Here is a 12,860-nt window from a genome sequence, read left to right as displayed (position 1 = left end):
CTAACCACCTAAGCACCGGTAAACTGGACTTATTCCAGTTACCTGCTCTGATTTTTCATGGCGCTTAAAAGGAGACTCAATGTCAATTAAAACCTCTGTTAAAACCGCTGTTACCGCCATTTTCACGGCAGTTATATCGTTCTTTATCGCTGTTCCCGCACACGCGTCTGGGGGCGGCGACCTTGACACTTTGGCACCGTTTAACCGCGCAGGTGAGGGTCACAACTATGTCGCGATAATCATTGTTGCGGTTGTGCTGCTGGCAATTGTGTTGGGTCTTTCGACCGCTGTCAGCAACCTCTTTAAAAAGAGCAACTAACTGTTTCTAAGGGGCGCTGCGCATCTGCCGCGGCGCCCCTTGTCATGTCTACAGTCAGTTGCAAGGGGCGCGCAGCTACTAGGGTAGGAATAAAACATAATTTGAGCGCGAAGGAGCGGCAGTGTCGGCAGCAGATTTTTTAAAGAATGCAAAATTTGAAACCCTAAAAACGGCAGTAGATGAGTTGGGAATCGCAACCATCGAAATAAATCGCCCGCAGGCTCTCAATGCACTGTCTGCGCTGGTGGTGAGTGATCTGCATGAGTTGCTCACTGAGCTTTCATCTCGAGCGGGTCTAAACGGCGAACAAGACTGGTCGGTGCGCGGCCTGATCCTCGCGGGCGCGGGAGATAAGTCTTTCGTCGCCGGCGCAGACATTGCAGAGATGCGCGATATGAACGAAATGCAGGCTCTCGCATACGCCGGCAAAGCCCAGGAAGTTACGAAACTGTTTGGTGCTTTACCGTTCCCCACGGTGGCAGCTGTTGACGGTTGGGCTCTCGGCGGTGGCTGTGAGATCGCGATGTGCTGCGATTTTATCTATGCAACCGAAAGCGCGGTATTCGGCCAGCCGGAGGTCGGGCTTGGGCTGATTCCAGGGTTTGGTGGCACTGTGCGCTTGCACCGCTTTGTTGGATCCGCAAAAGCGCGCGAGATGATCTTCACCGGAATGCGGATCACCGCCGCAGAAGCGCAAGAGGCGGGGCTTGTAACCAAGCTGTTTGCGGATCGTGACGCCCTCTTTAACGGTGTGCACGAAACTCTAAAACTAGCCACGAAGCAGTCACCTACGGCCATCGCCCGGGCAAAAGCAACTATGGCAGCAACAGAATCGCAATCGATAAGTGAGGGTCTAACGACTGAGTTGAGCAACTTTGCTGCGTGTTTTGGCACACCCGATATGGTCGAAGGCACCAGCGCGTTTGTTGCGAAGCGCAAGCCACAATACCCTGCTTAGAAAATTGCGGGCACAAGGCTGAAGCAGCAGTAAAGTAACGCTGCGAACCGTCTAACACTAAACCGATTTGGAAAAACAAAGGGGGCTGCGGAATTCACACAGCCCCCTTAAATTGTCGTTGATCCTAAGCAGAAGACGCAAAGTCCCCAACAACGCCTTCACGGCTTCAACGACTCCCAGGGCGCTCCCCCAAGCAGCCCAAGGTCTTTATTCGGTTGCTTAACGTTTTACCACCCGATACTTAGAAACCACACTGTCGTGCGCGCCTCGTACGTAACCGGTTGGTGACGTTGCAACCGCTGATAGAAATTCTACTAGGTCTTTGCTAATAATTTCGCCAGGCAACACGTTAGGAATTCCTGGCGGGTATGCAGCTAGCGAGTCAGCAGAGATTCGTCCCACCGCTTCAGCGGCAGAAACAAGCTCAATTTCAGCAAAATAGGCATCGCGTGGCAGCATAACTAGCTCGCTTGGCGCCGGTAGTTCAGGGAACTGTTCGCTGATGTGCGCACCGTCTCGCAAGCCGGCCGCGTGCACCACATCATCTAGCGCAACCATAATGCGCTCCACTGACGGGCGTGCTCCCGCACCGATAACAGCGACTATCACGGTTGAGGTAGACATTTCAAAGAAAATATTGTGCTCTGTCTGCAGATAGCCGCGCACCCAGTGCCCGTCGTGTGCCAGCGCAGACACATCAATTGCGACACGCAGCGGATCGGTTGCGACAATGTCGTCAAACTCTCTGAATGTATCATCCAAAACAGCTAGATGCGGGTGCAAGCGAATGCGGTCACGCAAATCGTTTGCAATTTCAATGCTTTTACCAATATTGGCGCGCCCATTGACCAGGGTGTGTCGTGCTATATCGAGCGACACAGAAAGAATCGCGCTCTGTGAGGTTGACGAGGTCATCGAGAAGGCGCGCTCCATGTACGGCAGTAAACGCTCTGTAAACTCGCTCTTGCCAAGGTGCAGCATCGCGCTCTGGGTGAGCGACCCGGCCAGCTTGTGGGTGCTCGAAATAACAATGTCAGCGCCCAGACGCACAGGAGACTCTGGCAGCTTCTCATGGAATCCGAAGTGCGGCCCCCAGGCCCCATCAACGATCAGCGCAGCACCGTATCGGTGTGCAACCTCAGCAATACCTGCAACATCGGCCGTTGCCCCAAAATAGCTAGGTGATACAACATAAACCGCAGCAACGGGTTCATCAGCTGCAGCGAGCTGCTCTTCAAGCGCCTGCGGGGTAACGCCGTGCGAGGCACCGTTCTTGTAGTCAACACTTGGCGAAATGAAACTCGGCTTCAATCCAGCAGCAAGCACTCCGTCAATAAAGCTAGAGTGGCTTGAACGCTGCATAATAACGTTCTTTCCAAGCCCGGCTACTGCGATAGCAGCCGTGCGGTTTGCCTGTGAAGCACCGTTGCTCAAGAACCAGGTTTTATGCGCTCCCCAAGCCGCAGCAGCAAGCCTGCGTGCCTGCATCATCGGAGATTCTGAGCCGAGATCGATGCCCTCAATCATCAACGGAATATCAAGCGCCGCAATGCGGTCGCCGAAATAGTCGGCGATAGCGTGCGCGCCCGCCTCGTTGCTACCGGAGTGCCCGGGCACCATGAGGTTGATTTTATTCTGCTCTGCGTGCTTTTTTACGGCGTCGGCATAAGGCATTTCGTCTTGCCCGGTTAGGTCAAACAGCGGTGTTGGACTTGACCAGACTGCGTTCTCATTTTTAGTCATGCTCCAAGTAAAACACGCAAAAAAATCAAAACTTCACTACACTAGCTAATATTCTCTAAGATGTTCTATACACAGTATTGAACACACTATTTGAGGATCGGCGTGCAACACTCTTCTTCCTTCTCTTCTCCGCCAGACCTCCGCCAGTTTGCCGCACTGGTTGCGGTCGCTGAGCAGGGCTCAATCTCTGCGGCAAGCTCCCACCTCGGCTGGAGCGACGCAACCGTCAACTACCATCTGCGCAATCTAGAATCCACCCTCGGGGCAACGCTGCTGAATCGCAGTAAGCGCGGTACCACCCCCACCCCCATCGCCAAACAGTTAATTCCGCAGGCAAAAGCGGCGCTCAACACCGCCTCTCAGGCGCTGGAAACCGTCTTAAACTCCGCAGCCGGCCGTCTGCCCGAACTGCGCTTAGGGCTGTTTCCCACCGCGGCCTCGCACCTGCTGCCGCGCATTACCCGCCGCCTGCGGGGTGCCGATTTTAGCGTGCAGGCGATCCTTGCCGAAGTTTCTACCCTGGAGCACCGGTTTCGGGCCCGCGAACTGGACGCCGCGCTTATTTTTTCCACCCCCGGCAAAAATAACTGGCGCGCAGACGGTGTGACCCAAAAACTGGTTATCGCTGAGGATGTGCTGCTTGCGGTTCCCACGATTCATCGTTTTGCACGCAGATCACAAATCTCCACCGCTGAGCTGCTCGAAACAGCCGAAGACGCCTGGATTTTAGGATCCTCCGCGCCCGACCCCTTGGACGAAATGCTGCTGCAGATTTTTGCGGGCCAGCAAGCCGCGCTAAATGTGCGCATCCGCACCGACGACTACAGCGTGGCGCTCGGAATGGTGGCTGCCGGGCTCGCTGTTACAACAGTGCCCCGGCTAGCCTGCCGCAATGTGCCCAACGGCGTGCACCTTGTAGGGTTGGTAGACGCACGCTTTAAACGCGAAATAAGCCTCCTGCTGCCGACCGAACGCACCGCGCTAAACAGTGAACAGTTAGAGACACTGTCGCGCGCGGTATCTGCGGCCGCTAACGAACTCACAGAGCCGGTTTAGTGCGGCATCTGCGCGGTGCTGTCTCCGCTACTTTTACCGGGGATAAGGGCAACGATCGGCGCTGCAGCCGTAATCAAAATCGCTGCAACCAAATATGCCTGGTGCACACCTGCGGTATAGGCTGTGATTTCCGCCGCGCCGCTGGCAGCTAAAGCTGCTGAAGTAGCAGAAAAAATCATTACGAAAATTGCTGTGCCCGCTGCACCAGCAACCTGCTGCAGCGTTGAGACAACCGCGCTGCCGTGAGCGGTCAGGTGCGGCGGCAAAGAACCCATCAGCGTCGAGAACAGCGGCGTGAAGGTAAACGCCAAACCGAGGCTTAGAGTAACCTGCGCGAGCAAAACAAACCATGTCTGTGTCGACTCATTAAAGAGGGTGGCAAGCCACAGCGCAACAGAGTTTAAAACAACACCCGGAATCATCACCAACCGCGCCCCAAAAAGGTCTACGAGACGCCCCACCGGCTGGCCGAGCCCCGCCATTAGCAGGCTGCCCGGCAAAAGCACGAGACCAACGTGCAGGGTGTCCCAATCTAACACGTTTGCGGCATAGAGGGGCAACAGCATAAAGGTGCCAAACATAGCGGCCATCGACAGCGCCATCAGAATTGAACCAATCCAGAACGGCCGAAATTTAAACACACGCAGATCGAGCAGGGCGCGGTTGCTCTCCGCGAGTGTGCTCTGCCGCCACACAAACAGCGCAAGGCACACAAGGCCGACTGCAATAATCACAAACGCCTGGGTGTTCAGCCCACCACCGTGCGCTGCCCCCTCACCAATGGTGCTGAGCCCGTAAACCGTTAGGCCGAATCCAGGAACAGTAAGAAGCACCGACAAAAGATCTATCTTTCGATACATCTTGTATCCAACGTTGCGCAGCTTCAGATGTGCGAATATGCCCGCGCCGATCACGATCGGCAGCACCATAATAAACAGCACCCGCCAGTTAAAGAACTGGATAACCAACCCTGAAATTGTGGGGCCTAACGCTGGCGCAAGCGAAATAACCATCGAAATGCGGCCCATCACCTTGCCGCGCATATCCGTTGGCACCAGGGTCATAACGGTCGTCATCATAAGCGGCATAATGATGGCGGTGCCCACCGCCTGAATCACACGGCCAGCAAGGAGCACTGCAAAACCCGGAGCGATCGCAGCTAACAGGGTGCCTAACGTAAAGAAACCCACCGCTGTGAAGTAGAGTGTGCGGGTTTGCATGCGCTGAATTAGCGTGCCGGTGATAGGAATCACAACACTCATCGTCAAAAGGAAACCAGCGGTCAACCACTGCCCAGTCGACGCCTCAACGTGCATCTCCGCCATCAAAACAGGCAGCGCAACATTCATCAGGGTTTCGTTGAGGATCAGCACAAAGCCGGTGACAATCAACACCCAAATAGCAAAATTGTCATCGCGCCCAAGTGTTGTTGGGCTCTGCCACTCTGCTTGCGACTGGGCAGACTCCTGCTGCTCGTTTTCTCGACGCACTAGATCCTCCTGGTTGTAATCAACCGAACTAGTTTACGCCTAAACAGAAAACGGATCACGCAGTCGTGAGAGAAATTCCTTAGTTTCAGGCTGTTTTGGGTTGTCGAAGATTTGTTCCGGGGTGCCCGACTCGATAATGCGGCCGTCTTTCAGATAAACAACCCTATCTGCCACCTGCCGCGCAAAACTCATCTCATGTGTGGCCATCAGGATCGTTGCACCGTTCGCCTTCAGATCACGCACAAGATCAAGCACCTCACCAACAAGCTGCGGATCGAGTGCGCTGGTGATCTCGTCAAGCAGCAAAAGCTCCGGTTTGGTTGCGATTGCCCGCACAATTGCAACACGCTGCTGCTGCCCACCTGAGAGCCGATCAGGGTATGCGCTCGCCTTATCGCCAAGACCAATGCGTTCGAGCAGCTCGAGCCCACGTTTTTCAGCCTCCGCCTTCGGCACATTAAAAACATGCCGGGAGGCTAGTGTCACATTATCGAGCACGGTCATATGGGGGAAGAGGTTGTAGTGCTGAAACACCACCCCGATCCGCCCCCGGATCTCATCCTGATCAACACGCGGATCGGTAATATCTGTCTCACCCAAAAAAATCTGACCGTCATCAACCTGCTCCAACAGATTAACCGTCTTTAACAGTGTGGATTTGCCGGAGCCGGAAGCGCCGATCAGCACAACCACCTCGTGTTCATGCACACTCAGGTCGAGCCGGTCGAGCACCGTGTTCTCGCCGAAGCGTTTAGTAACCTGCTGCGCTTTGAGCACCACCGTCTGCGCGCTCATACAACACCGCCAATCTGCTCACGCTGTTGGGCTTTCTTATTCAGATGCTCAGTAATGTAAAGAAACGGGAGCGCTAGCACAACAAAACACAGCCCCGCCACAACATAAGGGGTGAAGTTGTAGACCTGCGCAACATCAATCTGCGCCATCCGCACGGCATCAACGGCGCCCAACACCGAAATTAGGCCCACGTCTTTCTGCATCGACACAAAATCGTTCATCAGCGCCGGAGTCACCTTGCGCACCGCCTGCGGCATCACAACCAGTCGCAGAGTTTTTCCGTGACTGAGGCCGAGTGATCTGGCGGCGATGCGCTGTGAGGGGTGCACGGCTTCAATGCCAGAACGCAGCACCTCGGCAACATAAGCGGTGTAGCACACAATTATCGCGATGGTGCCCCACACCGCAGCCGGCAGGCGCGGCACAATGCCAAGCCCGGGAATACCGTAACCGATCAGATACAGCAGCACCAAGACCGGCACACCGCGGATCAGATCTACATACCCTCGCGCGAAAAGACGCAACGGGGTAAACACCGGGTTGCGAAGGGTGCGAATATAGGCCAACAGTGAGGCGAAAATTGCCACCCCGATAACCGCAAAGAAAAGCACCCGCAGGTTGAGCCACAGACCCTCTAAGACGTGCGGCAGGCTGGTGCGCGCAACCTCTAAATTCAAGAAACTCTGGCGCACAACCTCCCAACCCGGGCTGTTCAGCAACACCACCACGACCGCAGCCAGAAGCACCAGGGTGCTGGTGATCGAGATGAGCACAGATTTACGCTGCGCCCCGGCACGATAGCGACGCCGCTCTAACTCGATCTCGCTCGGTTGCATATCTCTGCCTGCGGTCGTGGTGTTTACCATCTAGGTATTGCCTCAGTTACTTCAAGATTGGTGCGTCAAGGTTTGCGAGCCACTTCGCAGCAAGCTCATCAAGTGTGCCTTCGTTGCGCAGGTTTTCAAGCGCCTTATTTACGTCAGCAAGAATCTTAGAACCCTTTGGGAGCACGAACGCGAAATCGTCACCGCTCACACCCTCACCGACAAGCTGACCGACAATCACGCCCTCACCCTCGAGCTGCACATCACGCACGTAGTATGCGCTCGGCAGATCAACAACGAGTGCATCAATTTGACCAACCTGCAGCGCAGCGACAGCGTCCTCATTGCTGTTAAACACCTGCACATCAGTGTTCGGCGCAATCTGAGATTCAACCGCAGCTAGTGATGTGGTGCCAGACTGCACACCGATAACAGCGTCCTTCAAATCAGCGATGCTGCTTGCCTTGGCGGCAGAAGTGCCCGCTGCGGCAACAACCGCCTGAGTGGTTGTGTAGTAAGCGTTTGAAAAATCAACAGCCTGCTTGCGTTCTTCCGTAACAGAGAACTGCTGGAAGTTTAGATCCCAAGTCTTTGGGCCCGGCGCAATAGATGCGTCAAACTGCTCACGCACCCACACAACATCATCGCCCTCAAAACCAAGCTCTTTAGCTAGCGCAACAGCGACTGCAGCCTCAAGCCCTTCACCGCTGGCTGGATCGTCATTCAAAACCCATGGGGCGTAGGCTGGCTTGCTGGTTGCAAAGGTGATTTTACCCTCGGTCACATAGCCGCTTGCTGACGCAGCGCTATCGCTGTTGCTGCCATCTTCTGCGCTACCAGCGCAACCGCTAAGCAGCAGCACAGCAGCCGCTGCGGCCGCACCAAACTTTGCAAACTTTGAAAAGCGAGACAAGGTGTTCCTCCGTTTGTCGTTAATTACTTCACTGACTTTGCAGACAGCAACCCTTAGAAGTTTAATTATCTTTCGTTAGCTGCTCTACAGCACCGGTCACAATTTGTAACATTACAGCGGAGCGCAAAATTTTTCACGACCGTCGATAATCGTGCGGCGATTTAGTCCGGCACCGGCTTCTACCAGTTCGGCGAGCACCTCTTTAGGATCAGCGCTAGCCGTCTCAAAAAATGCGAGATCTGCGCTAGCGCCAGCAACAAGCTGGCCGATCCGCTTCTCCCCCACCTGCTGACCGAGAGCTGTTGCTCCCCCCAGCGTGAGGGCGGTAAAAAGCCGCTCGTGCAGGTCAGGCGCGGCATAGCCTTGGCGGCGGGCAATGTCATAGAGCAGGGCAACGTCTGCCAGCGGGTCGAGGCTTGGTGATGAGGAGAGCGAGTCTGTGCCAACAGCTATGTGATTGCCCTCACTGAGATAGGCCGCAACCGGCGGCTCGTCTAAGCCGATCACACTGTTTGAACGGGGGCAGAGAGCCACCGCTGTGCCGCGAGCGCGCAGCAGGGCACGATCGTCAGCGTCTACGTATACGCCGTGCGCGATGTGACAGTCTGGCCCGAGCACACCGAGTTGATCCACGAATTTTGTTGACGATACTCCAATACCGCGCTGCCGTAGATCGGTGAAGCTGTCACTGCCGGTGCTCGCCCAATCTGAAACTCCGCCGAGCAGGCCGCCCTCGTCTGCGTCTTCAGCGAGGTGAATGTGCAGTCTAAGCCCCGCTTCACGCGCAATATCTGGCAGATCCAGCAGCGGCTCTACCCCGAGCGAGTAGGGTGCGTGCGGAGAGACGCCAGCAGCTGGCGGTGTGGGGATCGCGTGCACCTGGGCACGCACATCAGCAAGCTGTGCGGCACCCCAGTCGCTGTTGGTTTTACCGTAAATCTCCCAGAAGGTGACGCCGTGCATTCCGGCGTCGTGCAGGGCGGTTAGTGCTTCGCGGTCGGTCACAACATCCGCCGCAGCTGTGACGCCCGCCCGTAAGGAGAGCTGAGTGCCGGTCTGGGCTGCTGCCTGCCAGTCGTGTTGTTCGCGGTGATACACAAGGTCAAAGGCATCACCCCACTGTTTAAAGCCGCTGTACTGCTTCTCTGCAACCTCTGCCATGCAGGTGTACTGCAGATGGGTGTGCGCGTTTACCAACCCCGGGGTGAGGGCGCCCTCCCACCGTTCTTCGGTGAAGCGGAGGCCGCGATCCTGTAACTGCTGCAGCACCCAGGCGCGATCGCCAACGTGCAGGATTCGATCTTGCAGCACTGCAACCGCTCCGTCTTTAATCGCCGGCCCCGTTATTGGGAAAACTGTTCGCGCGCTGTAGACCGTTACCTTGGACACGCACCCTCCTCTTCTCTGTAGCGGTGGTTTTGCCAGGGGGTGAGAGCTTCGCGGCTGGGCGCCGTATAACTGCCGGAATAGGTTTCAGCATCAAGATTGAGGGCGACTCGCGCAATATCGCGCACAGCCTGGGCGGATAGTTCGTAAACCGCTGGTCGGGCTTCAGCTAACTCAGTTCTAAGTTGCAGCAACGCCGCTGCCTGAGTTGCAAAACTGAGATCCATAACCTCTATTGGGTTACCCTCACCACTTGTGTAATTAACGCCGTGCCCAAAAGCCAAAATATGCACGTCTGTGTTTGTGTCTACGCGTCTGAGCGTGAGTGCGCCAGCGTAGGGTGACTCCACCTGTTGCACAGCGCCGTCTGCCAGGGCTGCAGCACTGTTAATTTCGTCTGTCACGCCCCCGGCAACCGCAAAAACAGCATCCGATTTTGCAGCTAAAATTTCTGCGACTCCGATTGTGTCGCGGTAGCCGGTGGCGCTCACTACAATGTCAGCGGTAGCAACCGCTTGAGCGGTATGGGCAGTGTGAAAACCATCTGTTTGTGCCTGCAGGGCACGCAGTGGATCCCGCTCAACCACAGTCACTTTCGCGCCCAGCGCGCGAGCAGCTCGCGCCACCCCGAAGCCGACCGGGCCGAAACCAAACACCAGAATCTCACTATCGATAAGCGGCCTATCCAGATCGTATGCGATAGTCAGGATGCAGCTTTCTCCTGTGCCAACCCGATTATCAAAAAGTGTTTTAGTTGGGGCGTCGTTCACCGCTACAACCGGCACCCGCAAGGCCCCCGCAGCCGCCATCCCTCTAAGGGGTGTGACACCGCTCGTGGTTTCTTCTGCGACGCCACGCAGCTGCTGCAAACTTTCGGGGTGCGCAAGATGTAAAAGTCGCACCAAGTGCGCCCCATCGTCAATCAACCAGTGTGGCTTCCAGGACACTGCTGCCTCAGCAGCTCGGATATCTGCGGCGCGGTCTTCGATCTCAGTTTGTTGTGGCGTAAAAACGATTATTTCCCGGTCTTGAAGAGCTGCAGCAACTGCTGGGTCGCACTCATTAGCCGGGGCAAATACCGCTACATCAGCTCCGGTGCGCTCCCGCAACAACAGTGCCAGCGTGGCGGTTTTAGGCTCCAAAATCAGGCTGATAAGAATTTTTTCGCCCCGCATATCGCCAAGTTTTTGCACCAACCGCGCGGTGGTCGTCATATGCGATTTCGCCCACGCTAGGCGACCTGCGGCATCAGCCTGTCTGAAATCAAAATTGTGACTCGTGGCGACGCCGATTTGCCTGCCGTTTCTAAGGCTGATCAGCGTTAGAGCGGCCCGCGGTGCATCCGGCACAACTGTGCCACCCGCAGCTGTGAGCTGTTTAGTTAGCGCCTCAGAAAGCGCAGTCACCTCATCTGCGCCCCTAACGATCGGCACAAAAATAGGTGTCAAAGCGGCACTCAAATTGTCTTCAGCACCGTTTCGAGAGTCAGTGGCAGCAGCTGTGCGCGCAGCAGCGGGTGCTGTTAGCAATTTTGCTGCCGCGTGCGCATCGGTAAAGAATACAAACTGTGCCGCGCCCGCTCCGCTATCAGTCGCGCCTGTGTCAAGCCCGCCAAGCCCGCCAAGCCCACTAGCAATCTCCCGCACCACAGTTAGCGCCGGATCGTCCTTCTCACCGACAACAGCAAAGGTGGCGCCGGCGATCATTTGATTACCGACGCGCGCGGCCGCTACTACGGCACGTTGAGCTGCTAAGAAATGTGCCCTATTGCGCAAAGCAAAACCCGCCACTTTAGCCTTCAGATTGGCTCTCAGAATCTGCTGGCGTTTTATCACCATCGCCAGAGTCGGTCGTCGCCTCCTCCTGCGCTACAGCCTGACACTCCGCGAGCATTCCCTGCTCGTCCACGGCCAAACCGAGAGTTTTTCGCAAGTCAGTAATCACTGCTGCATCGGCAACCGCACCCCAGTCAAATTTGAGCAGTTCTGTTGCGCTAAGCTCTCGAGCCCCCGCGGCCGCTGCTGTGTACTGCTGCAACGCCTCGTTCACCTTCTCAAATTTAGGTGCAACTTCCGGCGAAAGCTCTGCCGCATCAGATGCAAGCTGTTGATTAGCCGTCGTATACGCAGCCGCTAGTTTATCGAGCGCTTCCTGAGCCTGGATTCGCAGTAGCTCTATCTCCGGCGCCGCAAGCCCATTCTCTGCACCCTGCCGCAACTGGGAGAGGCTGTATTGTGCTGCAGCATAGGCATCATTTATTGGGCACACCGCCTGCAGATAGTGTCGCCCGACCTCATCTAGCGGCAGCACAGCCTTTACCTTTTCGACTGTTTCAGTCGCATAGGCGCAGCCGCTTAAAGAGGCCACAAAACCAGCGGCCAGGATCGCAGATGCAATTCGCACTCGTCTACTTTGCATCCTGTTTGCGCCCTCCAAAAAGTTTGCTGAACAGCCGCGGCTGCGCTGCAGAGGGAGGGGTTACAAGATTTTGCAGATCGGTTGCGAAAGCCTCGATACGCTCCTTGCGGCGTTCCTGATATTCAGCGCTGTGATCGCCACTGTAGTAGGGGTGTGTCGCCATTTCAGCGAGTGAACTACCAATCTCAGCCCAAGCCTGCTCCCAGGCGCTGACAGCTGACTTATCTAGATAGTTTTTGTCGTCAGCCCAAGCCTGCAACTGTTCAGCAATGCCCAAATACACTTTTTCACGGTGTTCAAGAATGTAGTCGTCGGCTCTGCCGTACTCTGTTTCGGTAAAGGTTGCGCGACCGTAGACCTGAATATCGCGGCGCAGATCGCGGATCCGACTCGCATCATTTTCGCGCTCCAGCGCCAAATCTAGCGCGACCTTGCGCACCAGTTCTCGCACTTTTTTACCGTCATAGTCTTCTTTGCGCTTTAAAGCATCCATAATGATCGCGTTTTTAACAGTCATGCGCACAGCAACATCGGCGACCAATACGCCCTGCTCAACGATCTCTGCGACCGGGGCGAGTTCACGTTTTGGTAGGTTGCGCGCTGAGCTTTGGTTACTGCGTGAAGTCTGAACGACTAACCGCCTAACCTTCTCCCAGAAACCCACTGCTAACTCCTGCCCGCGACGCCCAAATACTCTACCTATTTAGTATTGCTTAAAACCGAGTTTTCTGCACCCCAGATTACGCAGTATTAAGCCCGCTGTAACAAAAGTTACAGCGGGCTTAAGTCGGAGTTAAATTAGACCGAAATCAAAAAGATTCGCGATCAATTTCTTCGCCGCCCTCTGGATAGTGGTCGACCTCCGGTTTGCGCAGGTAAAAAGCTACCGCTGCACCGAGACCGCCCCACAGAAGAACCGCAGAGACAATAAACATTATGAGTGCTGAGCTGTTCATGG

At 55.6% G+C, this 12,860-nt stretch carries 13 protein-coding genes; 3 read left to right on the top strand and 10 right to left on the bottom strand.

Annotated elements, in window-relative coordinates; translation table 11 throughout:
- The first annotated feature begins 79 nt into the window (after window positions 1–79).
- The gene (locus tag HCQ99_RS06055) at window positions 80–319 is read left to right on the top strand and encodes a hypothetical protein (RefSeq protein WP_166987405.1); all 240 of its coding nucleotides are present in this window, start codon (window positions 80–82) and stop codon (window positions 317–319) included.
- 121 nt (window positions 320–440) lie between these two features.
- Entirely contained in the window at window positions 441–1,277 is an 837-nt protein-coding gene (locus HCQ99_RS06050; RefSeq protein ID WP_166987402.1) for an enoyl-CoA hydratase/isomerase family protein, read from the top strand.
- A 219-nt stretch (window positions 1,278–1,496) separates the two neighbouring features.
- Here HCQ99_RS06050 and HCQ99_RS06045 read toward each other — a convergent pair whose 3' ends face one another.
- Window positions 1,497–3,020: an aminotransferase class I/II-fold pyridoxal phosphate-dependent enzyme gene (locus HCQ99_RS06045; protein WP_243854806.1), complete on the bottom strand. Its 1,524-nt coding sequence runs from the start codon at window positions 3,018–3,020 to the stop codon at window positions 1,497–1,499.
- A gap of 102 nt (window positions 3,021–3,122) precedes the next feature.
- Here HCQ99_RS06045 and HCQ99_RS06040 point away from each other — a divergent pair, with 102 nt between their 5' ends.
- Window positions 3,123–4,076, top strand: a complete 954-nt coding sequence (locus HCQ99_RS06040) for a LysR family transcriptional regulator (protein ID WP_166987399.1) — start codon at window positions 3,123–3,125, stop codon at window positions 4,074–4,076.
- On the opposite strand, the gene HCQ99_RS06035 is transcribed toward HCQ99_RS06040, so the two are convergent.
- From HCQ99_RS06035 to HCQ99_RS05995, 9 genes are all read right to left on the bottom strand, one after another.
- Window positions 4,073–5,566 carry an MDR family MFS transporter gene (locus HCQ99_RS06035; RefSeq protein WP_166987396.1) on the bottom strand — a complete coding sequence of 498 codons (1,494 nt, stop codon included), beginning with the start codon at window positions 5,564–5,566 and terminating at the stop codon, window positions 4,073–4,075. The two genes, HCQ99_RS06040 and HCQ99_RS06035, sit on opposite strands and share 4 nt — an antisense overlap.
- Before the next feature lie 39 nt (window positions 5,567–5,605).
- Window positions 5,606–6,361 (bottom strand): amino acid ABC transporter ATP-binding protein, encoded by a 756-nt coding sequence (locus HCQ99_RS06030; protein ID WP_166987393.1) that lies wholly within the window; start codon window positions 6,359–6,361, stop codon window positions 5,606–5,608.
- A complete protein-coding gene (locus HCQ99_RS06025; protein ID WP_166987390.1) occupies window positions 6,358–7,227 on the bottom strand; it encodes an amino acid ABC transporter permease in 870 nt (289 codons plus the stop codon). The genes HCQ99_RS06030 and HCQ99_RS06025 overlap by 4 nt, the downstream gene beginning before the upstream one ends.
- Before the next feature lie 16 nt (window positions 7,228–7,243).
- Complete coding sequence (locus tag HCQ99_RS06020; protein WP_166987387.1) at window positions 7,244–8,098, bottom strand: ABC transporter substrate-binding protein; 855 nt, start codon at window positions 8,096–8,098, stop codon at window positions 7,244–7,246.
- A gap of 111 nt (window positions 8,099–8,209) precedes the next feature.
- The gene (locus HCQ99_RS06015) at window positions 8,210–9,487 is read right to left on the bottom strand and encodes an amidohydrolase family protein (protein WP_166987384.1); all 1,278 of its coding nucleotides are present in this window, start codon (window positions 9,485–9,487) and stop codon (window positions 8,210–8,212) included.
- Window positions 9,475–11,190 carry an adenosylhomocysteinase gene (locus HCQ99_RS06010; RefSeq protein WP_166987381.1) on the bottom strand — a complete coding sequence of 572 codons (1,716 nt, stop codon included), beginning with the start codon at window positions 11,188–11,190 and terminating at the stop codon, window positions 9,475–9,477. Before HCQ99_RS06010 ends, HCQ99_RS06015 begins: the two co-directional genes overlap by 13 nt.
- Before the next feature lie 85 nt (window positions 11,191–11,275).
- Complete coding sequence (locus tag HCQ99_RS06005; RefSeq protein WP_166987379.1) at window positions 11,276–11,887, bottom strand: hypothetical protein; 612 nt, start codon at window positions 11,885–11,887, stop codon at window positions 11,276–11,278.
- A gap of 4 nt (window positions 11,888–11,891) precedes the next feature.
- The gene (locus tag HCQ99_RS06000; protein WP_166987376.1) at window positions 11,892–12,566 is read right to left on the bottom strand and encodes an asparagine synthase; all 675 of its coding nucleotides are present in this window, start codon (window positions 12,564–12,566) and stop codon (window positions 11,892–11,894) included.
- Between the two features lie 145 nt (window positions 12,567–12,711).
- Window positions 12,712–12,858 (bottom strand): MetS family NSS transporter small subunit, encoded by a 147-nt coding sequence (locus HCQ99_RS05995; protein WP_166987373.1) that lies wholly within the window; start codon window positions 12,856–12,858, stop codon window positions 12,712–12,714.
- Window positions 12,859–12,860: the final 2 nt, after the last annotated feature.

Origin of the sequence: Canibacter zhoujuaniae, assembly GCF_011752015.1 — a bacterium.
Classification (GTDB): Bacteria; Actinomycetota; Actinomycetes; order Actinomycetales; family Microbacteriaceae; genus Canibacter; species Canibacter zhoujuaniae.
The sequence above is the reverse complement of the archived record's forward strand: the minus strand, read 5'-3'. Positions and strand labels throughout refer to the sequence as shown.

Coding starts and splice junctions, on each gene's coding strand:
- HCQ99_RS06030 (WP_166987393.1), bottom strand. CDS start 6,361: ATGAGCGCGCAGACGGTGGTGCTCAAAGCGCAGCAGGTTACTAAACGC.
- HCQ99_RS06055 (WP_166987405.1), top strand. CDS start 80: ATGTCAATTAAAACCTCTGTTAAAACCGCTGTTACCGCCATTTTCACG.
- HCQ99_RS05995 (WP_166987373.1), bottom strand. CDS start 12,858: ATGAACAGCTCAGCACTCATAATGTTTATTGTCTCTGCGGTTCTTCTG.
- HCQ99_RS06045 (WP_243854806.1), bottom strand. CDS start 3,020: ATGACTAAAAATGAGAACGCAGTCTGGTCAAGTCCAACACCGCTGTTT.
- HCQ99_RS06010 (WP_166987381.1), bottom strand. CDS start 11,190: ATGATCGCCGGCGCCACCTTTGCTGTTGTCGGTGAGAAGGACGATCCG.
- HCQ99_RS06025 (WP_166987390.1), bottom strand. CDS start 7,227: ATGGTAAACACCACGACCGCAGGCAGAGATATGCAACCGAGCGAGATC.